Here is an 18,063-nt window from a genome sequence, read left to right as displayed (position 1 = left end):
ACGCTTCTCCCCTTCTTCCCGTTTATGGTTTTCCGTCATCATTGCCTGACGACGCCCGATGCCCCGCAAAATGACCCGCCCGACGCTCCACCCACGGCCCCGCTTACCGCGCCGCTCAGGACATCCGGGAATGCCGATCCACCTCGTGGAGAGAATTCTCCGATTCGCAGGTAACCTTCCGACACTACACGCAACATTTACGAACGAAGAGTTGAAAGAATGACGCAGCCGACCATTCTGGTGCTTCCCGGCCTCGGCAACTCCGGTCCCGACCACTGGCAGACATGGCTGGAGGGCCGGCTGCCGGCCCTGACCCGCGTCGAGCTGAGCGATTGGGACGCTCCGGAGCCCGACCGGTGGGTGGAGCGGCTCGACCATGCGGTCCGCTCGGCACCCGGTCCGGTAGTGCTTGTCGCGCACAGCCTGTCCTGCATCCTGGTGGCACGCTGGGCGGCGGACGGCGATGCCGCGGCCAAGGTCGCCGCCGCCCTGCTGGTCGCCCCGCCCGACGTCGAGTCGCCCGGAACGGTGCCGGCCGAGGCCTGCCGCTTCGCCCCGGTGCCGGCCGATCCCCTGCCCTTCCCGGCAGTGGTGGTCGGCAGCCGCAGCGATCCCTACTGCAGCGCCGCCCGCGCCTGCGGCTTCGCCGCGCTGTGGGGTGCCGACTTCATCGATGCCGGCGAGGCCGGCCATATCAACAGTGCAAGCGGCCACGGCCCCTGGCCGATGGGCGAGACGCTGCTGAAGGACCTGCTTGCCCAGATCTGAATAATGCCTCTGAACCACACCCTTGCCGCTGCGGGCGAAAGGGTGCGACACAGGGGATGTCGTCGCGCGCCCGCCAGCGGATTTGGAGCTTATGACCGGCACTTCCATCGTCGAGGCCGCCCCGGCCAAGTTGAACCTCTACCTGCATGTCACCGGCCGGCGCGCCGATGGCTATCACGAGCTGGACAGCCTCGTCGCCTTCGCCGAGTTCGGCGACAGCATCGCCCTGACGCCGGCCGCCGCGCGCGTGGCGCTGCGCGGAGCCGACCTGCCGCCGGCCGGTCCGCGTCTGGCCATCGCCGGTCCCTTCGGCCCGGCCCTGATGGGCGAAAACCCGGCGAACAACCTGGTGATGCGTGCCGCCCACGCGCTGGCTGTCCGGCTGGGCCGCGAGGCCGACGTGATGATCGCGCTGACCAAGGCGCTGCCGGTCGCATCGGGGATCGGTGGCGGATCGGCCGACGCCGCCGCCTGCCTGCGGGCGCTCGCCCGGCTGTGGGGAGTGCCGCCCGACGACCCGGCGCTGTTCGCGGTCGCCGCCGGGCTGGGCGCCGACGTGCCGGTCTGCGTCGCCGGGCGCAGCTGCTATTTCGGCGGCATCGGCGACGTTCTGGACGAGGCGCCGGACCTGCCGGAAACCCATGCCGTGCTGGTCAATCCGAACGTGCCGGTACCGACCCCGGCGGTATTCAAGGCGATGGCCGCCGCCCGCGCCGAAAGCGGTGCCGCTTTTTCCGCCCCTGCCCGCTTCACCCGCAAGCCCGCCGACGCGGCCGACCTCGCGGCGCTGCTGCTGGACCGCACCAACGACCTGACCGCCCCGGCCCTGATGGTGGCGCCGGTGATCGCCGACGTTCTGGCGGCGCTGGAGCGCAGCGCCGGTTGCCTGCTGCCCCGCCTGTCCGGCAGCGGCGCCACCTGCTTCGGCCTCTACGCCACGGCGGCGGCGGCGGAAGCGGCGGCCAAGACCATCGCGGCGGCGTCACCCGGCTGGTGGGTGAAGCCGACCCGCCTGCGTCCCACCCCGCCCGATTCCCCGGCCCTGCCGCGCGGCATCGTCGCCGATCCTGTCGCCGCCCAACCCGCCTGCGTCCCGCCGCCGTCCGCACCGTTCCCCGACACCGGCGGCTGGGGTGTCGGCTGAGACAGGCTCACGCCCGCATATAGCCCCAGCCGTCCGCCTGCGCCTCGGCGATGTCGAGGACGCCGGCGGCGACCACCGTCAGCCCCTCGGCAGTCCGGCCGGTCTTCGCCAGCGTGTTGCCGCAGACGCGCAGGTGCCGGTCGGTCTCCGCATCCGGGCTGTCGAGCGCCGCGGCGACGGCGCCCGCGTTGACGACGATGCGCACCTCCGCATCGGGCCGCGCCTTCAGCAGATTGCGGGCATTGTTCCGCGCCCGCTCAAGCGCGGCCGGCGTCGGCGCGTGGATGACCAGACGCAGCGGAGATGCCGGGGCAGAGGTCATGGCGGTCACTTTCCCATCGCCGCATCATGGAAGGAGAAGTCGAACAGCGTGTCGACATCCACCGGTTCGGTGATCTGGTCCAGCGACTGCTGGAAAGCCTGCATCTTCTTGGTGGAGTCCAGGATCACCCGCGGATCGTCGACGAAGGTCGTCGCGTCGGAGGTCAGCGCCGCCCGCATGACATCGCGTTCGACCAGACCCTTGCCGATGATGTCGGTCACCAGTTCCGCCGTGCGGTCAGGGTTGGACTTGGCGAAGGCGGTCGCGCGGATGTGCAGCTTGACCAGTTCGGCCACCGCGTCGCGGTTCTTGGCAATGGCGTCCTCGGTCACCGCCAGCACGGCGCCCGGTTGCTTGGGGAACATGGTGCCGGCCTTGGCGATGATGGCGGCATCCTGCAGGCGCGACTTCACCAGCGTCAGGATCGGTTCCAGGATCGAGGCGCCGTCGATGGCCCCGGTCAGCAGTGCCTGCTGCAAGGGCTGCTCGCCCATGCCGACGATCTCGACATCGTCGGGGGCGATGTGCGCGACCTCCGCCATCCAATAGCGCAGGACGGTGTCCGGCACCGATCCGGCCGGCAGCGAGCCGATCTTCGGCCGCCGGCCGTTGGCGGCGCGGAAGGCCTTGACCCCCTCGGCCGGGTTGGCGGCGCCGGCCATCGCCTTGGCCAGCGGGCCGCGGCCGATCAGCGCCACCTGATCGATGACGTTGGCGGCGACGACCTTCAGCTTGACCCCCTTCGACCGGGCGATCAGCGCCGGGCCGATGCCGACATAGGCGACGTCCAGCGTGCCCGAGGCGAGCGCCTGGATCATCGCCGGCCCCGACTGGAAGCTGGTGGTCTGCAGGGTCAACCCGGCATCCTTGGTCCATCCCTCGCCCGTGATCACGTAAAGCTGGGTCATCGGGATGATCGGGATGTAGCCGACGCGCAGGGGCGTCGCCGCGAAGGCCGGCAACGGTAGCGACGCGGTGGCGGCGGCAATGCCCAGCGCTGCAGCCCCCACCAACAGGTCGCGGCGGGCCACGGAGCGGGCCACGGGACGGGCGGAGTTGGAAAGCGGCTTCGGCGGCGGGGTCTGCGGCATGTCGGGTCTCCTTTTGCCGCGCAAGCCTAGTGCGCCCGGCCGCGAAATACAATTCACGTCAAGTCCGGCCGGACACTCGTCACAATCAACAAACCGCACTTGTCTTTATGCGCCAGCCGACAGCCGGCGCCGGAACGGGCGGATCAGCCACAGGTTCAACGCCAGACCGACCAGGGCACCTCCCCCGATCACCCCCGCCATCGGCAGGGCGGTGCCGTCGGCCATCAGCCCGACCGCCCAGCCCGAAACCGCGCCGCTGCTGAACTGCAGCATGCCGGCGAGCGCCGATGCGGTGCCTGCCATCTGCGGAAAGGACTGCAGCGCGCCCGCCATGGAATTGGCGAAGCAGAAGCCGGTCAACGACATGAACAGGAACAGGCAGCCGACCAGCCCCCACAATCCGCCCCAGCCGCCCATCACGCAGGCGACCAGCAGGATGCCGCTGGCAGCCGACAGCCAGACGCCGATCCGCAGCATCATGTCGGATCCGAAGCGCATGACCGCGCGGCTGTTCAACGTGTTGACGATGATCATGCCGACGATGTTCAGCCCGAACAGGAATCCGTAATTCTCCGGCCGGACGCCGAACAGCTCGATATAGACGAAGGGCGAGCCGGAGATGAAGGCGAACATCCCCGCATAGATGAAGGACGAACCGATCGCATAGCCCAGAAACCGGCGGTCGGTCAGCAGCTTGCGGTAGGACTCGGCCAGCACCATCGGGCGCAGGCTGGTGCGGCGCGACTCCGGATGGGTTTCCGGCAGGCTGGCAAGCGCCAGCATCGCGACTACGCCGAAGGCCGCCTGGGCGCCGAAGATCCAGCGCCAGTTGGCCCAGATCAGGATCTGGCCGCCGATCAGCGGCGCGATGATCGGGGCGGCGCCCATCACCAGCATCATCATCGACAGGACGCTGGCCGCACGGTCGCGCTCGAACACGTCGCGGATCATGGCCCGAACCAGCACCGGCCCCGCACAGGCCCCCACCGCCTGCACGAAGCGCCAGGCCGCCAGATGGCCGACGTCGACGGTCAGCGAACAGCCGACACAGCCGACGGCATAGAGCAGGATGCCGGTCGCCACCGGAATACGCCGGCCGAACCGGTCGCTCAGCGCCCCCCACAGCAATTGCCCGACGCCGAAGCCCAGGAAGAAGGCCGACAGGGTCCATTGCACCTGATCCTGCGCCGCATGCAGCTCGCGGCCGATCGCCGGCATGCCGGGCAGATACATGTCGGTGCCCATCGGCCCGAACGACATCAGCACGCCCAGCGCTGCAATGAAGAACGGGCTTTCGGCAGGCGAACGGGAACGAACGGCGGCAAGGCGCGCGAACATCGGCAAATCCAAATGCGACAGGGAGGGAAATCGGCCGGACGGAGTCCGCAGCTTTTAAGCTGCGCCGTCCCCTGTCCGACGCAAAGTCCCGTCTCGGCATGGCTGCCTTGAGTAACCTGCGATGGAATGCCGCCGCGACAATCCGCGCCTTGGCCGCGCCTTGTCCTTGCATTGACCGGTTGTTTCCGGCTTGGCCGGACGCCTTCATGCCATGATTGGCTGCGGCGCAATAAAATTCTGGTTCCGACCGCAAATCCATGCCTAAAATTGAATCCGGATGAAGGGCTTCCACCCTGCCAGAGGCCGCGCCATGCCGCACCCCACCCGCCGGTCGATCCTCTCCCTCGGTGCCGCCGGAACCGCTCTGGCGCTGCTTCCGCAAGCCGCCCATGCGGCGGCGATCCAGCCCGGACTGGTCTATGCGGCGGGGCAGAAATTCGACAAGAGCTTCAACGAGGGGGCATTCGCCGGGGCGGAGCGGTTCAGGTCGGCCACCGGCATTCCCGTCCTCGAATATCTGCCCTCCACCCCCGCCCAATTCGACCAGGCCGCGGCATCGCTGCTGCGGCGCGGAGTGACCGATCTGGTCGCCATCGGCTTCTATTACGCGACGCCGCTGGCCCGGCTGGCCCCGATGCACCCGGCGGTGCGCTTCACGCTGATCGATGCGGTGGCGGAAGGGCCGAACATCCGCAGCGTCATCTTCAAGGAGCAGGAGGGATCCTTCCTGGTCGGCGTGCTGGCGGCGCTGGCGTCGAAAAGCGGGACCGTCGGCTTCATCGGCGCGCTCGACATCCCCCTGATCCGCAAATTCATCGCCGGCTTCGAACAGGGCGCCCGACATGCCCGCGGCGACGTCAGGGTGCTGGTGAATTTCGTCGGCACCACGCCGGCCGCCTTCAACGATCCCGCCAGCGGGGCGGAGGTGGCGCGCAGCCAGTTCCAGCGCGGGGCCGACGTGGTGTTCGCCGGCGCCGGGGTTTCGAACTTCGGCATCTTCGCCGCGGCGAGCGAAGGCAAGCGGCTGGCCATCGGCGTCGATAGCAACCAGAACTACCTCTATCCCGGCACCATCCTGACCTCGATGCTGAAGCGGGTCGATCTGGCGGTGCACTCCAGCCTGGAGGCAGCACGCCAGGGCACTTGGAACGCCGGTACGGTGGCGCTGGGGCTTGCGGAGGGTGCGGTCGATTATGCGGTGGACGAAAACAACCGCGACCTCATCACCCCGGCGATGGTGGAGGCGGCGGAAGCCGCCCGCCGTGCCATCGTCGCCGGACGCATCCCCGTCGCAGACGGAAGCTGAACCGCTTTTACGCTGGCGCCCCTACGCCGGCGCCTCGAAAGGCTGCCAGCCGCGGGCGGCGGACAGGTCGGCGCCCTTCAGCGTGGCGAAGCTGGTCTTGATCGCCGTCAGGTCGGTGCCGCGCAGCACCACGCCGGCAAGGCTGGCATCGCGCAGGTCGGCGCCGTTCAAACGGGCCTTGGCGAAGCTGGTCGGCCACAGCCGGCTGCCGTCGCCGCTGAGATCGACCTTGCGGAACTTGGCCCGCCACAGCTTGGCCCCGGCCAGATTGGCGCCCTCCAGGTTGCAGCCCGACAGATCCGCGCTGGTGAAGTCGGCATCGCGCAGATCGCTGTAGGACAGGTCCGCCATCATCAGCTTTGCGCCGGAGAAATCCGCCCCGCGCAGACCGCAGAAGCGCATCACCGCCCCGCACAGCAGCTGGTTGGCAAAGTTGTAGCCGCGCAGGTCGATCCGCTGCAACTGGATGCGGTCGCCCCCCTTTCCCAGCTTGTCGACCCAGATCTGGTGCTCGGCGATCAGTTCACTCATCCGGGCCGCGGTGGTGGTCAGGCCGGTGCCGTCCACGTCGACGCCGTGCCGCTCCAGCGCCGTGCGCAGTTCGTCGTTCAGCCGGGCGCCGCACATCAGCACGCCGTCCAGCGTCGTCTTGCGCATGGTGGCGCCGGTCAGGTCCGCCCCGATCAGGATGGCGCCGCTGAGGTCGCTGCCGCTGAAATCGACGCCGGACAGGTCGCTGCCGCTGAAATCGCACTGGGCCATCCGGCAATCGGTCAGGATCGCCTTGGACAGGCTGCAGCCGACGAAGGTGGTGGTGCCGTCGCTGTTGCCGGCCGCCCGGAATTCGCCGGCATCCAGCACCATGCCGCGGCGCAGGTCCGCACCCTGCAGATTGGCGTTCTGCAGCCTGGCGCCGTCCACCCTGGCCCCGCGCAGGTCGGCACCCTGCAGCTGCGCGCCGGTCAGGTCGGCCTTCGACAGGTCGGCGCCATAGAGATCCGCCTTGGACAGCAACGTGCCGACCAGACGCGCCCTTGCAAGGTTGGCCCCGGTCAGCTTGGCGCCCGACAGGTTGACGCGGTTCAGCCCCAGTCCGCCCAGTTCATAGAAGCTGAGATTGGCGCGACGCCCCTTCCCTGCCGGGTCGCGCAGCAGCCATTGCTGGTGCCGCACCAGCGCATCGCGAACCGCCCGGAGATAGCGTTCATCCATCATGCGGCGCGTCGTTGCCCCGGCATTGCCGTCCCGGACACGCTGTCCCGGACTGTTCGCGTCCAGGATGTTACCGAAACCGATTCAATTTCGGAAGATGCCAGCCATCGAACCTTCGCCCGATCGGCAAGATTCTTTTGTCGCAGACGCAATTCCGGTCCGATATAGGCCGCCCCTCCGGTCACGTCCGCGTGATGGCCGCGTGATCACCGCCCTGCCCGGCTTGGGCAGGCGGGATCGCGGACCAATATAGATGGCTCAGGACACCGACCATCAGCATGGGAGACCGGCGGCATGCCCGAATCGGATAAGACGCAATCGGCAAAAAGCGAGCAGGCCAGAAGCGAACAGGAGTGGAAGCGAGACCTGTCGCCCAACCAGTACAAGGTGCTGCGCGAACACGCGACGGAATATCCCGGAACCAGCCCGCTGAACGACGAGAAGCGCCACGGCGTCTACCGCTGCGCCGGCTGCGGCCAGCCGCTCTATGCCAGCGACACGAAGTATGAGAGCGGGTCGGGCTGGCCCAGCTTCTGGAAGCCGCTGCCCGGCGCGATCGAGACCTCCACCGACCACAAGCTGGCTTATCCGCGCACCGAGGTTCATTGCGCCGCCTGCAAGGGCCATCTGGGCCATGTCTTCGACGACGGACCACAGCCGACCGGCAAGCGTTATTGCATGAACGGCGTCGCGATGAGCTTCGAGCCGGCGGAAAAACCCGACTGACCGGCAGGACTATGACCGGGTGCCGGGCTTACCCCGCCTGTTCGGCATCCGGTCATAATCCCTCCCAAAAAAGGTGGGTTTACCCTTATTTCGGCTAAAAATGACAAGCTGGGCATGGAGCGCGATGGTATGATCCGCCCCGTGCGGCGCGTTGTCGCGAGGGCATCGCGGCCCTCCGCCCACCGTGGCACGATGCGTCGGTACACCGGCGCAGGCATTCGGTGCGGCTGGCGGAGGGTGAATGGTCATTTCGGCCGAATTCCTGGGGATGCTGCTTCTGATCGCCAGCGCCGCCGCGCTCGGACTGTCCATCGTCGTCGATGTCGGCCGCGTCAGCGCGGAGAAAACGCGCGAGGCGATGAACCAGCGCCAGTACGACAAGAAGCGCGCCGCGCTCGCCGAATGGCGCCAGAAGACGGAACGCAAGCGCGTCGACCTGACCATGCTGCAGGCCCGCCTGACCGAATTCAACGGCCGGCGCCAGAAGGCGCTGACGGAATTGCGGGCGCTGGAATATTCGAAGATCGAGCTTGTCCATGAACTTGGCGACCAGGACGGTGACGGCGACGTCTACTGGTCGCAGCTGGCCGCGGGACCCAATTTCAACGAGCTGGACCGCAAGGACATCGTCTTCTCCCGCCAGATCTGGGAATACCGCAACGTCGCCCACATCACCGCCCCGTCCGCAGAACAGGCCCACGGGACGGTCCGGACCAGCTTTTCCCAGCGCAACGGCGTGATCTGCTCGCCGGTGGTTCCGCTGGCGCTCGCCCCCGACCCCGAGGCGGAGGCTTCGGCGGCATGAGGGGCGCGGCATGAGGAGGGCAGCATGAAGAGGACGGCCGCATGACCGGCATGATGCTGTATTTCGCGCTGGGCCTGATGGTGCTGACCGTCCTGTCCAACCGCTACTGGCGCCGCCAGCTGGTGGTGACGCGGATCGCCATGTCGAAGCTGAAGGAGAAGGTGGACGACGTGACCAAGGAGGTCGCCGACGTCGCTTCCGACTACGCCCAGCTGGCGCATCACCATGCGGAGATGGAAAAGCGCGTGCAGAAGGCGGAGATCGACATGCAGGCCGCCATCCTGGAGCTTGACCAGAAAAAATCGTCGGCGATGCAGCGTTATTTCGTCTTCGACCGCAACGAGCCGCGCCCCGGCCGCTTCTGGGAGGTCGCGGTCCGCTGCCACCCCACCGGCGTCAGCCTGTCGGACCAGCGCGGCTATCGCGGCTGGACGGGGATCCGCCGTTACCTGCTGATCGCCGACGGCGACCGCGAGGCGCGCGAACGGGTCGCCGCCCGCTACCCCCGCAAGGCCGGTTTCGAAATCGTCGAGGTCGCCGGCTGCCGCCTGAACGGCCTGACCGTCAACCGCATCTCCGAACTCAGCACCTTCCGCAAGCCCGGAAAGCCGGAGGAGGACGGCGCGGTCGCGCGCCCGCAGCGCCGGGCCACATCCGCGCAATCCTGACCGCCGCCTAATCCACCGCCGCCTGGAACATGTATCCCATGCCGTGCACGGTGACGATGCGGCTGGGATCGGCCGGATCGGGCTCCACCACCCGGCGCAGGCGGCGGACGAGCCGGTCGATGGAGCGGTCGTAGGGCACCGAATCGCCGCGCAGGGTGAGGTCGAGCAGATCGTCCCGGCTCAGCACCCGCCCCGGATTCTCGACGAAGGCGGCGAGCAGTTCGAATTCGGCGGAGGTCAGGCGCGCATCCTCGCCATGGGGATCGCGCAGGCGGCGTTTGTCCAGATGCAGTTCCCACCCGTCGAACCGCTTCACCCGCCCGCCCGCCGGTCGCGTCGGCCGGACGATGCGGCGCAGCAGACTGCGGGTGCGGGCGAGGATCTCGCGCGGCTCGAACGGCTTGGTGATGTAGTCGTCGGCGCCCAGTTCCAGTCCGATCAACCGGTCCAGCCGGTCGGAGCGTCCGGTGATCAGGATGATGCCGATGTTGGAGGTCGCCCGCAGTTCCCGCGTCACCGCCAGACCGTCCTTGCCGGGCAGACGGATGTCCAGCAGCAGCAGGTCGACCCTTCCGCGCGCCAGCAGCGCCGACAGCTGGTCGCCGTCCCGCGCCAGCATCACCCGATAGCCCTCCCCTTCCAGGTAGGCCTTCAGGGTCTCGCGGGTGATGGGATCGTCGTCGACCACCGCGATGGTGTGCATTGTCCCCCGTGCCGCACTGCGATGGGTGGCGGATTGTCTGCCACGCCCCATACCGAAGCTATCGGTTCCTCAAACGTGATACAAGATGGAGCGTAACGGACTTACGCAAGGCGTTTCCGGATTGTTCGGTTGCTTCCTGCCTTGCCGACGGGGACAATCGCGCGGACCTTGCCAGTCGGTCGGGACAATGCCACATTTGTCCCCATGACAAATTGGACCCCTAACCTGGAGGGCCGTCCCGGCCCGCTCTATCGCGTCATCGCCGATGCGCTGGCCGACGACATCTCCGACGGCGTGCTGCCGGTCGGCTCCCGGCTGCCGACCCACCGCGACCTCGCCTTCCGCCTGGGCGTGACGGTCGGCACGGTGACGCGCGCCTATACCGAGGCGGAAAAGCGCGGATTGATCGGCGGCGAGGTCGGGCGCGGCACCTTCGTCCAGGGCCAGCGGGCGCCGGCCACCCCCCTGCCGCTCGGCTGGCCGCCGGCCGGCGAGACTTCGGCCGGCCCGGCCATCGTCAACATGACGACGGTCCATCCCGAACATGCGGTCGCGGTGCAGACATTCGGTCAGACGCTGATGGCCATCGCCGCCTCCGGCCATGCCGCGTCGCTGATCGGCTATGGCCCCCATGCCGGACTGCCCGACCACCGCGCCGCCGCCGCGTCCTGGCTGGAACGCCAGCACCGGGTGAAGGCGACCGCCGACTCGGTGCTGCTGACCACCGGTGCGCAGAACGCGCTGGCCGTGGCGCTGGCCGCCGTCGCCCGCCCCGGCGACGTCATCCTGGCGGAACGGCTGACCAACATCGGCACCAAGGCGCTGGCCGCCACCCAGGGCTATCACCTGGAAGGTGTGGCCATCGACGAACACGGGCTGGTGCCCGACGCCTTCGACAGCGCCTGCCGCCGGCTGGGGCCGAAGGCGGTCTATCTGGTGCCGACCCTGCAGAATCCGACGGCGGTCGTCATGCCCGCCGCCCGCCGCCGCGAGATCGTGGAGATCGCCCGCCGCTATGGCGTGATCGTGATCGAGGACGACGTGTTCGGCTTCATGGTGCCGGATGCCGTGCCGATGCAGACCATGGCGCCCGACATCACCCTCTATGTGTCCAGCGTGTCGAAAAGCCTCGCCGCCGGGCTGCGGCTGGGCTTCGTCGTCGCGCCGCCGGAACTGCGCTCCCGCGTCGAGACCGCCATCCGCGCCCTGCAATATTCCGCCCCCGCCCTGCCGGCGGAGGTCGCGGCGCGCTGGATCCAGGACGGCACCGCCGACCGCATCGTCGCGACCCAGCGGGAGGAGGACCTGGCCCGCCAGCGGCTCGCCCGCTCCATCCTGCCGGCCGAGACGGTCTACGGCCATCCGGCGGCCCAGCATCTGTGGCTGGTCCTGCCCGAACCCTGGCGGCGCGAGGACTTCATCGGCGAGGCCCGCCGCCGCGGGGTGATCGTCACCGGCGCCGATTCCTTCGCCGTCGGCCGCGCCAGTGCCCCCCATGCGGTTCGCGTCGGCCTGTGCATGCCGCGCAGCCGCGACGAGGCCGCCCGCGGCCTGCGCGCGCTGGCCGATGCCATCGACGCGCCGGCAGCGGCGATGCTGTCCATCGTGTAGAGGGGAGCCGGGGCGGCCGACCCTGCCGCCCCGATGGGAAAATCCTGCCGCCCCACGGGACCGGAATTGCCGCCCGTCATGGCGGTCGCAGCCCAACTTCATTCTTTATCAAGCACTTGGCTCTGGCCCGCATCCTGCAACCCCTTCGTCCATCATTCCTTTCCGGGAATGCGGGAAGAGGGAGCGCACCATGGTCAGCCTGTCCAGTTACGCCGATATCGGCGGCATGGCCCAGAGCCTGCAGCAGTCGATCGACGCCGCTGTCAAGCGCGTGCAGCAGCAGGCGGCGGGCAATGGCGGCGCGACCGGCAAGGTCCAGGAATACGAGCAGACCGTCAACAAGTCGGCGATGAACGCCGCTCCCTTCGCGACGAACATCGGAACGCTGGTCAAAGACAGCAGCCGCCTGAACGTCTTCAGCTCGCTGACCTCAAATGATCCCGCCGATTTCTACAAGTTCAACGTGACCACCTCCGGCGCCGCGACGCTCGGCACGGTGGGCGATGCCGGGGTCCGGCTGCAGTTGATGGACCGCGGCGGCAAGGTCATCGCCGACAGCAACAAGGATGCAGGTGCCGGCTATGACGCCTTCCAGAAGCTGAAATCGGGACAGCTAACCCTCGACAAGGGCGACTACACGCTGCGCATCGCCCGCGACAAGGACGTGCCGGTCAAGGACGCAAAGAGCTATGGCGTCCAGCTGCGCATGGGCAATTACAGCAAAGATTACGACACCATCGCCAAGCAGCCGGCCAAGGGCGAGAACCCCTTCGGCGGCAACACCAAGCTGCAGGGCCTGGCCTCGATCCTCGGCGCCGGCAGCGCCTCGCCCAACCCCGCTTCGATGCTGCTCGGCGGCTCCGGCTCCAGCTATGGCGGCCGCGGATCGCTGCTGAACGCCATCCTGTAGCGCGGGTCAGACCAGCCGGTCGCGCCCCGATTCCTTGACCAGCAGCACCGCCTGGGTGCGGCTGCCGACGCCCAGCGCCTTCAGGACGCCGGTGACGTGGGTCTTCACGGTGGACAGGTTCAGCCCCAGCCGTTCGCCGATCTCCTGGTTGGACAGTCCCTGGGCCAGCAGGTCCAGCACCTCCAACTGCCGGCGGGTCAGCCCGTCGAAGATGCTGGGTGCCGCGCCGCGCGCGGTCGCCGCGGCAGCCGGAACCGCCGCCCCCGGCATGCCCAGCACCGGCGGCACATAGGATCCGCCGGCCATCACCAGCCGCAGGATGTTCACCACCAGCACGTCGTCGGTCGATTTCGGAATGAAGGCTCGGACGCCCCGCGACAGCACGGCGCGCATCTCGTCCGGCGACTCGATCATCGAGAAGATGGCGACCGGCACCGGCGCCACCCGCTTGACCAGCGCCTCGACATCGTCGAGCCCGCCCAAGCCCGGCATGCGCAAATCCATGACGATCAGGTCGAACGCGCTCCCCCCGTCCTGCATCGACGTGTCGAGGATGGCGTTCAACTGGCTGAAGCTGGTGGCGGCCACCACGGTGGCCTGCTCGTCCAGTTCACCCACCAGATGGGTCAAGCCGCTGCGGACGATGGAATGATCGTCGGCGATCAGAACCTGCATGTAACGTCTCGGACCGAAGATGCCTGGAGTACCGCACCGTCATACGCTGACGCAACGGTCCGCGCTACCTCCTTCGCACGTCCGGCGGCAGCAATCCCGCAAGGATCACGGCCGCTCGCCGGGGGAGAGGCGCCAGCCCCTCCCCCAGTCACCGGTCAGGAGATCTTGATCATGATCTGGGCCCGGCGGTTCGACGGCTCGCGCACGTTCGGACCGGTGGGGACCATCAGCTGGTTTTCGCCGACACCTTCGATCGTGATGATGTTGGCCGGCGTGCCGTGCCTGATCAGCGACTGACGCACCGCCTCGGCCCGGCGCATCGAGAGCTTCTGGTTGTAGGACGGCGAACCCGAGGTGTCGGTGTGGCCGATCACCTGGATGCGGACGGCGCGGGCACGGCTGGCTCCCTCTGCCGCATCGGCGATGATCTTGTCGGAATTCGGCGTGATCGCCGACTTGTCCCAATCGAAGAACACCTGATACTCGCTCTGCGGCTGGGCCGCCATCGGCGGCGCGGCCGGGGCCGGGGCGGCGACCGGCGTCGCCCGCGACGGACCGCCGAAGGTGTAACGCAGGCCGGCCAGGATGGTGTGGTTGTGGTACTCGCCCTTGGAGGTCACCGGACCCAGCTCGAACTCCGGATCGACGGTGGCGAAGTAACGGTAGTCCAGCGTCAGCGCCACATTGTCGTTGATCGCATAGGACGCGCCGACGATGCCCTGATAGGCGAAGACCCAATCGCGGTCGCTGGCGCCGTTCAGCGACTGCTTCACGCCGGCGATACCGGCACCGGCGCCGATATAGGGGGTGATCGGCAGACCGATGTCGATGTCGTACAGCAGGTTGCCCATGAAGGCGACCGAACTCATCCTGCCGCCCAGACCGTTCAGGCCGGGGGTGGCGCTGCTGGTGCTGTCGATGCTGTTGCGCCACCGCCAGGCGGCCTCCAGCTCGGCGCGCAGGCCCATCGCGGTGGCGTAGCCGACCGACAGGTCGCCGATGCCGCCGATCTTGAATTCCTCCTTCAGGCCCAGGCCAGGAGCCGGATAGCTGCCAAGGTCGGCATCCTCGGTCCAGTTCACGCCGGCCCCCGCGCCGACATAAAAGCCTTCCGTACCGGCAAAGGCAGCGGTCGGGACGGCCAGTGAAGGAATGGCGACGGTCAGTGCCGTGCCCAGCAAAATCCCACGCATCGTCATGTTCTTGTTCCCATCGTTGACGGCGTTGGCGGATCGGGACGTCCCGGCCTGCGGCGAAGTGCGTGACAGAACGGGCTCCGGCTCCGACAATGGAATCGGTCGGCCCGCCTTCCAATCCCGGCCCAGCAAGCCCATCTTTGCTGTTGCAGATTTGCCTCAGCGGAAATAGGGGCATTTTCTCTTTTGATAACAATGGCTTGGACAGGCAGCGCAATGACATCTACCCCGGACGGATCGGTCGATTACCCCCTCTGCGCCACCCCCGATCCCGGCGGATGGCAGGAGGTGGTGTCGGGCGTGCTGTGGATCCGGCTGTCCCTGCCCTTCCAGCTCGACCACATCAATGTCTGGGCGCTCGACGGCGGGGCGGCCGGCTGGACGCTGGTCGACTGCGGTCTGGGCGATCCGCGCAGCCGCGCGGTGTGGAAGGGCCTGCTGCGCGATGCGCTGGGCGGGCGTCCGGTCGAGCGGGTGGTGGCGACGCATTTCCATCCCGACCACATCGGCGCCGCCGCCTGGCTGGTGGAGCGGACCGGCGCCGGCTTCGCCACCTCGTTGACCGAGTGGCTGTTCGCCCGCACCCTGTCCGCAGGCAACGATGCCGCCGCCGACGCAGTGGTCGAGCGTTTCTACCGCCGCTGCGGGCTCGATGAGGAGGTGCTGGCATCCCTGCTCGCCCGCAAGGGGGCCTACAGCCGCGGGGTGCCGGCGGTGCCGGCGACGCTGACCCGCCTGCGGGCCGGCGACCGGCTGCGGGTGGGCGACCGCGATTGGACGGTGATCGGCGGCAGCGGCCACACGGCGGAGCCGGTCAGCCTGCACCGTCCGGCCGACGCGGCCGGTCCGGACCTGTTGATTTCCGGCGACCAGATCCTGCCGCGGATCAGTCCGAACATCAGCGTCTGGCCATCGGAGCCGGACGCCGATCCGCTCGCCGACTATCTCGCCAGCCTGGAAGGGTGGAGCGCCCTGCCGGCGGACACACTGGTCCTGCCCTCGCATGGGCGCCCTTTCCACGGCCTGCACCGGCGCGCCGGGGATCTGGCCCGGCACCATGCGGAGCGTCTGGCCGAGATCGAAACGCTATGTGCGGAACCGCAGACCGCGGCCGCGGTGACGCGGGCGCTGTTCCCGCGTCCGCTCGACCCGCAGCAGATGCTCTTCGCCGTGGGCGAGGCGGTGGCGCACCTCAACCACCTGATCGGCAAGGGGCGGCTGGAGCGGCTGGCCGGACGGCATGACGGAATGCCGGCCGCCGACCTTTACCGCCGGCCGGATGTCACGGGTCCGGCCTGACGGCGATCACTTGGTACGGCGATCACTCGGTTACGATCTCGAACTCGTGGGGATCGAGCAGGGTCGCCACCGACAGGGTCTTCAGCGTCTTCGGGTCGTCGGTGCGTTTCATCTGGGCATGCTGGGTGCCCATGCCGTCCTTGCGGATGGCGATCACTTCCCAATAGCCACCGCTGGGGGACAGCTTGCGATAAATCTGTCCCTCAACCACCTCGCGCTTCCTGCGCATCTTCGTTCTCCAAAACCCGTCCCATACCGGCGGCCGTCACGGTCGCCGCGAAGGGCGCCATTGAAGCACAAAACCCCCCTGCCGTGGCGAGTGTCCGTTCGGTGACCCTTTGCCGATGCTGCATATGCGCTGTCGCAGTGCCGCACGACGGTGGCACCCCCGATGACCCTTTGCCGCAGTGCGGTTTCAAGGTGGAACAAAGTCTGCGGCTGTGGGTTCATATGCGTCATGAACACCGATCTCGACGTGCTTGTCTTCGCGACCCGCCTGGTTGATGAACTGGGCGAGACCGCGATTCGAATGAGCCGCGTTCGTCTTGTCGAACTCACGGCCGCCAATCACACCCGTGCCGCCGCCTTTTGGCGGGAGGTGATGCGCACCTCCGAGCGGCTGCTCAGCGAGCAGTCGGGCGGGCGTGTGGCGACCGGGCTCTCCTCCCCGGCTATTGCCGCGGCGCAACCGGCCGTGGCCCAGCACCACGTCGCGCATGTTCCCCGACCTATTCCCTGACCCGTTTCCCTGACCCGTTTCCGGGCAAGGCCGCGGTGCCGCCGCGGCATTGTCGGTCGGGCAGCAAAACCTCCCGTCGATTTCCAAAGAAAAAGGGCCGGCACGAAGTGCCGACCCCTTTCCACGGAACGCTGATGCGTTTCGCTTACTTCACTTCGGCGTACTGGCCGTTGTGCCACTTGTACCAGACATAGGCCGGGCTGGTGACGTCGCCCTTGGCATCGAAGCCGATCTTGCCGATGACGGTGTCGTAGTTGCCCTTGCGCATGACTTCGGCGACCTTGGCCGCATCGGTCGACTTCGCCTGCTTCACCGCGTCCGCCCAGATCTGGAGAGCGGCATAGGTGTACAGGGTGTAGCCTTCCGGCTCGTAACCGGCCTTGCGGAACGTCTCCACGACGGCCTTGGCGGTCGGCTTCTCGCGCGGATCCGGACCGAAGGTCATCATGGTGTCCTCGCCGGCGTCGCCGGTGATGGCCCAGTATTCGTTGGTCACCAGCGCGTCACCCGACACGATGGTGGCCTTCAGGCCCTGGTCCTTCATCTGGCGGGCGATCAGGCCGGCCTCGGTGTGGTAACCACCGATGTAGACGGCGTCGACATTCGCCTGCTTCAGCTTCGACACCAGAGCGGAATAGTCCTTCTCACCGGCCGTATAGGCTTCGTAGATGGCTTCCTTCTGGCCGCCGGCGTTCAGCGCCTTCTGCGTCTCGTCGGCCAGACCCTTACCGTAGGCCGACTTGTCGTGCAGGATGGCGACGTTCTTGCCCTTGAACTTGTCCAGCAGATACTTGCCGGCGATCAGGCCCTGCTGGTCGTCACGGCCGCAGACGCGGAAGACGTTCTTCAGGCCCTGCTCGGTCAGCTTCGGGTTGGTCGAAGCCGGGGAGATCTGCAGCATGCCTTCCTCGGCATAGACCTGGCTGGCCGGGATCGACGAGCCCGAGCAGAAGTGGCCGGCCACGAACTTCACACCGGCCTTGGCCAGCTGGTTGGCGACGGCGACGGCCTGCTTCGGATCGCAGGCGTCGTCACCGACCTCCAGCTTCAGCTTCTGGCCCAGGACACCGCCGGCGGCATTGATGTCCGCGACGGCCTGCTCCATGCCCTTCTTCATCTGCTCGCCGAAGGTGGCGTATTGGCCGGTGATCGGGCCGGCGGTGGCCACCGCGATGTCGGCCTTGGCGGCCGTGGCGGAGAGCGCGGTCGCCGCGATCGCGGCGAGAAGGGACAGCTTGAATTTCATGGGTGTGCTTGCTCCCTGTTCTATGAAGTGGTCCCTGTTGCAACATACCCCCGGCCCTTGCGGGCCTTGCCGCCGGGTCCCCTCCGGCGGTTTCCAGAATACCATACCCCAAGTGGCGCACGGTGCGACAGTTTCGCGGGCACCAATCAGCCGTACGGTCTATTTCTGTTGTCTTATTCTCCGGCACCGATGCCAGTCCGGTCGCGCCAGCCGAAGGGTCCGGCGCGCTCATAGAGCCACGGATACTGGTTGACCATGCGCCTTGCGATGGCGATGCGATGCGCCGTCAGCGTGATGAGGCCGA

The 18,063-nt window shown here is 67.9% G+C and carries 20 protein-coding genes; 10 read left to right on the top strand and 10 right to left on the bottom strand.

The features are described 5' to 3' along the window. The first annotated feature begins 219 nt into the window (after nt 1-219). Together FZ938_RS21550 and FZ938_RS21545 are read left to right on the top strand one after the other, a co-directional pair. Nucleotides 220-768 carry an RBBP9/YdeN family alpha/beta hydrolase gene (locus tag FZ938_RS21550; RefSeq protein WP_149200500.1) on the top strand — a complete coding sequence of 183 codons (549 nt, stop codon included), beginning with the start codon at nt 220-222 and terminating at the stop codon, nt 766-768. A gap of 91 nt (nt 769-859) precedes the next feature. Next, a complete protein-coding gene (locus FZ938_RS21545; protein ID WP_149200499.1) occupies nt 860-1,912 on the top strand; it encodes a 4-(cytidine 5'-diphospho)-2-C-methyl-D-erythritol kinase in 1,053 nt (350 codons plus the stop codon). A gap of 7 nt (nt 1,913-1,919) precedes the next feature. On the opposite strand, the gene FZ938_RS21540 is transcribed toward FZ938_RS21545, so the two are convergent. The 3 genes from FZ938_RS21540 to FZ938_RS21530 form a co-directional block, all read right to left on the bottom strand. After that, a complete protein-coding gene (locus FZ938_RS21540) occupies nt 1,920-2,234 on the bottom strand; it encodes a DsrE family protein (RefSeq protein ID WP_149200498.1) in 315 nt (104 codons plus the stop codon). Between the two features lie 5 nt (nt 2,235-2,239). Then, on the bottom strand, nt 2,240-3,325 hold the full coding sequence (locus FZ938_RS21535; protein ID WP_149200497.1) for an ABC transporter substrate-binding protein: 1,086 nt from the start codon (nt 3,323-3,325) through the stop codon (nt 2,240-2,242). 105 nt (nt 3,326-3,430) lie between these two features. Then, nucleotides 3,431-4,663 (bottom strand): Bcr/CflA family multidrug efflux MFS transporter, encoded by a 1,233-nt coding sequence (locus FZ938_RS21530; protein WP_149200496.1) that lies wholly within the window; start codon nt 4,661-4,663, stop codon nt 3,431-3,433. A gap of 310 nt (nt 4,664-4,973) precedes the next feature. Here FZ938_RS21530 and FZ938_RS21525 point away from each other — a divergent pair, with 310 nt between their 5' ends. Further along, on the top strand, nt 4,974-5,969 hold the full coding sequence (locus FZ938_RS21525; protein WP_149200495.1) for a BMP family lipoprotein: 996 nt from the start codon (nt 4,974-4,976) through the stop codon (nt 5,967-5,969). Nucleotides 5,970-5,990: 21 nt separating this feature from the next. On the opposite strand, the gene FZ938_RS21520 is transcribed toward FZ938_RS21525, so the two are convergent. After that, complete coding sequence (locus FZ938_RS21520) at nt 5,991-7,184, bottom strand: pentapeptide repeat-containing protein (RefSeq protein WP_149200494.1); 1,194 nt, start codon at nt 7,182-7,184, stop codon at nt 5,991-5,993. A 291-nt stretch (nt 7,185-7,475) separates the two neighbouring features. Between FZ938_RS21520 and msrB the strand changes: the two genes are divergently transcribed. The 3 genes from msrB to FZ938_RS21505 all read left to right on the top strand — a co-directional run bounded on the left by msrB (nt 7,476) and on the right by FZ938_RS21505 (nt 9,380). Further along, a complete protein-coding gene (msrB, locus tag FZ938_RS21515) occupies nt 7,476-7,907 on the top strand; it encodes a peptide-methionine (R)-S-oxide reductase MsrB (protein WP_149200493.1) in 432 nt (143 codons plus the stop codon). Between the two features lie 241 nt (nt 7,908-8,148). After that, nucleotides 8,149-8,712, top strand: a complete 564-nt coding sequence (locus FZ938_RS21510) for a hypothetical protein (RefSeq protein ID WP_149200492.1) — start codon at nt 8,149-8,151, stop codon at nt 8,710-8,712. Nucleotides 8,713-8,753: 41 nt separating this feature from the next. Then, nucleotides 8,754-9,380, top strand: a complete 627-nt coding sequence (locus FZ938_RS21505) for a hypothetical protein (protein WP_149200491.1) — start codon at nt 8,754-8,756, stop codon at nt 9,378-9,380. 7 nt (nt 9,381-9,387) lie between these two features. Here FZ938_RS21505 and FZ938_RS21500 read toward each other — a convergent pair whose 3' ends face one another. Further along, entirely contained in the window at nt 9,388-10,083 is a 696-nt protein-coding gene (locus tag FZ938_RS21500) for a response regulator (protein ID WP_149200490.1), read from the bottom strand. Nucleotides 10,084-10,287: 204 nt separating this feature from the next. Here FZ938_RS21500 and FZ938_RS21495 point away from each other — a divergent pair, with 204 nt between their 5' ends. Both FZ938_RS21495 and FZ938_RS21490 read left to right on the top strand, forming a co-directional pair. Continuing rightward, nucleotides 10,288-11,694, top strand: coding sequence for an aminotransferase-like domain-containing protein (locus FZ938_RS21495; protein WP_149200489.1), 1,407 nt, complete (start codon nt 10,288-10,290; stop codon nt 11,692-11,694). Between the two features lie 190 nt (nt 11,695-11,884). After that, nucleotides 11,885-12,604, top strand: coding sequence for a hypothetical protein (locus FZ938_RS21490; RefSeq protein ID WP_149200488.1), 720 nt, complete (start codon nt 11,885-11,887; stop codon nt 12,602-12,604). A 6-nt stretch (nt 12,605-12,610) separates the two neighbouring features. On the opposite strand, the gene FZ938_RS21485 is transcribed toward FZ938_RS21490, so the two are convergent. Together FZ938_RS21485 and FZ938_RS21480 are read right to left on the bottom strand one after the other, a co-directional pair. Further along, entirely contained in the window at nt 12,611-13,279 is a 669-nt protein-coding gene (locus FZ938_RS21485) for a response regulator transcription factor (RefSeq protein WP_149200487.1), read from the bottom strand. Nucleotides 13,280-13,434: 155 nt separating this feature from the next. Further along, nucleotides 13,435-14,478: an OmpA family protein gene (locus tag FZ938_RS21480; protein ID WP_149200486.1), complete on the bottom strand. Its 1,044-nt coding sequence runs from the start codon at nt 14,476-14,478 to the stop codon at nt 13,435-13,437. A gap of 213 nt (nt 14,479-14,691) precedes the next feature. Here FZ938_RS21480 and FZ938_RS21475 point away from each other — a divergent pair, with 213 nt between their 5' ends. Then, nucleotides 14,692-15,774 (top strand): MBL fold metallo-hydrolase, encoded by a 1,083-nt coding sequence (locus FZ938_RS21475; RefSeq protein ID WP_149200485.1) that lies wholly within the window; start codon nt 14,692-14,694, stop codon nt 15,772-15,774. A 22-nt stretch (nt 15,775-15,796) separates the two neighbouring features. Here FZ938_RS21475 and FZ938_RS21470 read toward each other — a convergent pair whose 3' ends face one another. Beyond that, complete coding sequence (locus tag FZ938_RS21470; RefSeq protein WP_042696427.1) at nt 15,797-16,003, bottom strand: hypothetical protein; 207 nt, start codon at nt 16,001-16,003, stop codon at nt 15,797-15,799. Nucleotides 16,004-16,231: 228 nt separating this feature from the next. On the opposite strand from FZ938_RS21470, the gene FZ938_RS21465 reads away from it, so the two are divergent. Continuing rightward, on the top strand, nt 16,232-16,513 hold the full coding sequence (locus FZ938_RS21465; protein ID WP_149200484.1) for a hypothetical protein: 282 nt from the start codon (nt 16,232-16,234) through the stop codon (nt 16,511-16,513). Nucleotides 16,514-16,658: 145 nt separating this feature from the next. Here the strand turns inward: FZ938_RS21465 and FZ938_RS21460 are convergent, their stop codons facing one another. Then, nucleotides 16,659-17,759, bottom strand: coding sequence for a branched-chain amino acid ABC transporter substrate-binding protein (locus FZ938_RS21460; protein ID WP_149200483.1), 1,101 nt, complete (start codon nt 17,757-17,759; stop codon nt 16,659-16,661). A gap of 173 nt (nt 17,760-17,932) precedes the next feature. Then, nucleotides 17,933-18,049 (bottom strand): DUF6867 family protein, encoded by a 117-nt coding sequence (locus FZ938_RS31485; protein ID WP_343287126.1) that lies wholly within the window; start codon nt 18,047-18,049, stop codon nt 17,933-17,935. Nucleotides 18,050-18,063: the final 14 nt, after the last annotated feature.

The organism is Azospirillum oryzae (assembly GCF_008364795.1).
Lineage (GTDB): Bacteria > Pseudomonadota > Alphaproteobacteria > Azospirillales > Azospirillaceae > Azospirillum > Azospirillum oryzae.
The sequence above is the reverse complement of the archived record's forward strand: the minus strand, read 5'-3'. Positions and strand labels throughout refer to the sequence as shown.

Coding starts and splice junctions, on each gene's coding strand:
- FZ938_RS21550 (WP_149200500.1), top strand. CDS start 220: ATGACGCAGCCGACCATTCTGGTGCTTCCCGGCCTCGGCAACTCCGGT.
- FZ938_RS21545 (WP_149200499.1), top strand. CDS start 860: ATGACCGGCACTTCCATCGTCGAGGCCGCCCCGGCCAAGTTGAACCTC.
- FZ938_RS21540 (WP_149200498.1), bottom strand. CDS start 2,234: ATGACCTCTGCCCCGGCATCTCCGCTGCGTCTGGTCATCCACGCGCCG.
- FZ938_RS21535 (WP_149200497.1), bottom strand. CDS start 3,325: ATGCCGCAGACCCCGCCGCCGAAGCCGCTTTCCAACTCCGCCCGTCCC.
- FZ938_RS21530 (WP_149200496.1), bottom strand. CDS start 4,663: ATGTTCGCGCGCCTTGCCGCCGTTCGTTCCCGTTCGCCTGCCGAAAGC.
- FZ938_RS21525 (WP_149200495.1), top strand. CDS start 4,974: ATGCCGCACCCCACCCGCCGGTCGATCCTCTCCCTCGGTGCCGCCGGA.
- FZ938_RS21520 (WP_149200494.1), bottom strand. CDS start 7,184: ATGATGGATGAACGCTATCTCCGGGCGGTTCGCGATGCGCTGGTGCGG.
- msrB (WP_149200493.1), top strand. CDS start 7,476: ATGCCCGAATCGGATAAGACGCAATCGGCAAAAAGCGAGCAGGCCAGA.
- FZ938_RS21510 (WP_149200492.1), top strand. CDS start 8,149: ATGGTCATTTCGGCCGAATTCCTGGGGATGCTGCTTCTGATCGCCAGC.
- FZ938_RS21505 (WP_149200491.1), top strand. CDS start 8,754: ATGACCGGCATGATGCTGTATTTCGCGCTGGGCCTGATGGTGCTGACC.
- FZ938_RS21500 (WP_149200490.1), bottom strand. CDS start 10,083: ATGCACACCATCGCGGTGGTCGACGACGATCCCATCACCCGCGAGACC.
- FZ938_RS21495 (WP_149200489.1), top strand. CDS start 10,288: ATGACAAATTGGACCCCTAACCTGGAGGGCCGTCCCGGCCCGCTCTAT.
- FZ938_RS21490 (WP_149200488.1), top strand. CDS start 11,885: ATGGTCAGCCTGTCCAGTTACGCCGATATCGGCGGCATGGCCCAGAGC.
- FZ938_RS21485 (WP_149200487.1), bottom strand. CDS start 13,279: ATGCAGGTTCTGATCGCCGACGATCATTCCATCGTCCGCAGCGGCTTG.
- FZ938_RS21480 (WP_149200486.1), bottom strand. CDS start 14,478: ATGACGATGCGTGGGATTTTGCTGGGCACGGCACTGACCGTCGCCATT.
- FZ938_RS21475 (WP_149200485.1), top strand. CDS start 14,692: ATGACATCTACCCCGGACGGATCGGTCGATTACCCCCTCTGCGCCACC.
- FZ938_RS21470 (WP_042696427.1), bottom strand. CDS start 16,003: ATGCGCAGGAAGCGCGAGGTGGTTGAGGGACAGATTTATCGCAAGCTG.
- FZ938_RS21465 (WP_149200484.1), top strand. CDS start 16,232: ATGAACACCGATCTCGACGTGCTTGTCTTCGCGACCCGCCTGGTTGAT.
- FZ938_RS21460 (WP_149200483.1), bottom strand. CDS start 17,759: ATGAAATTCAAGCTGTCCCTTCTCGCCGCGATCGCGGCGACCGCGCTC.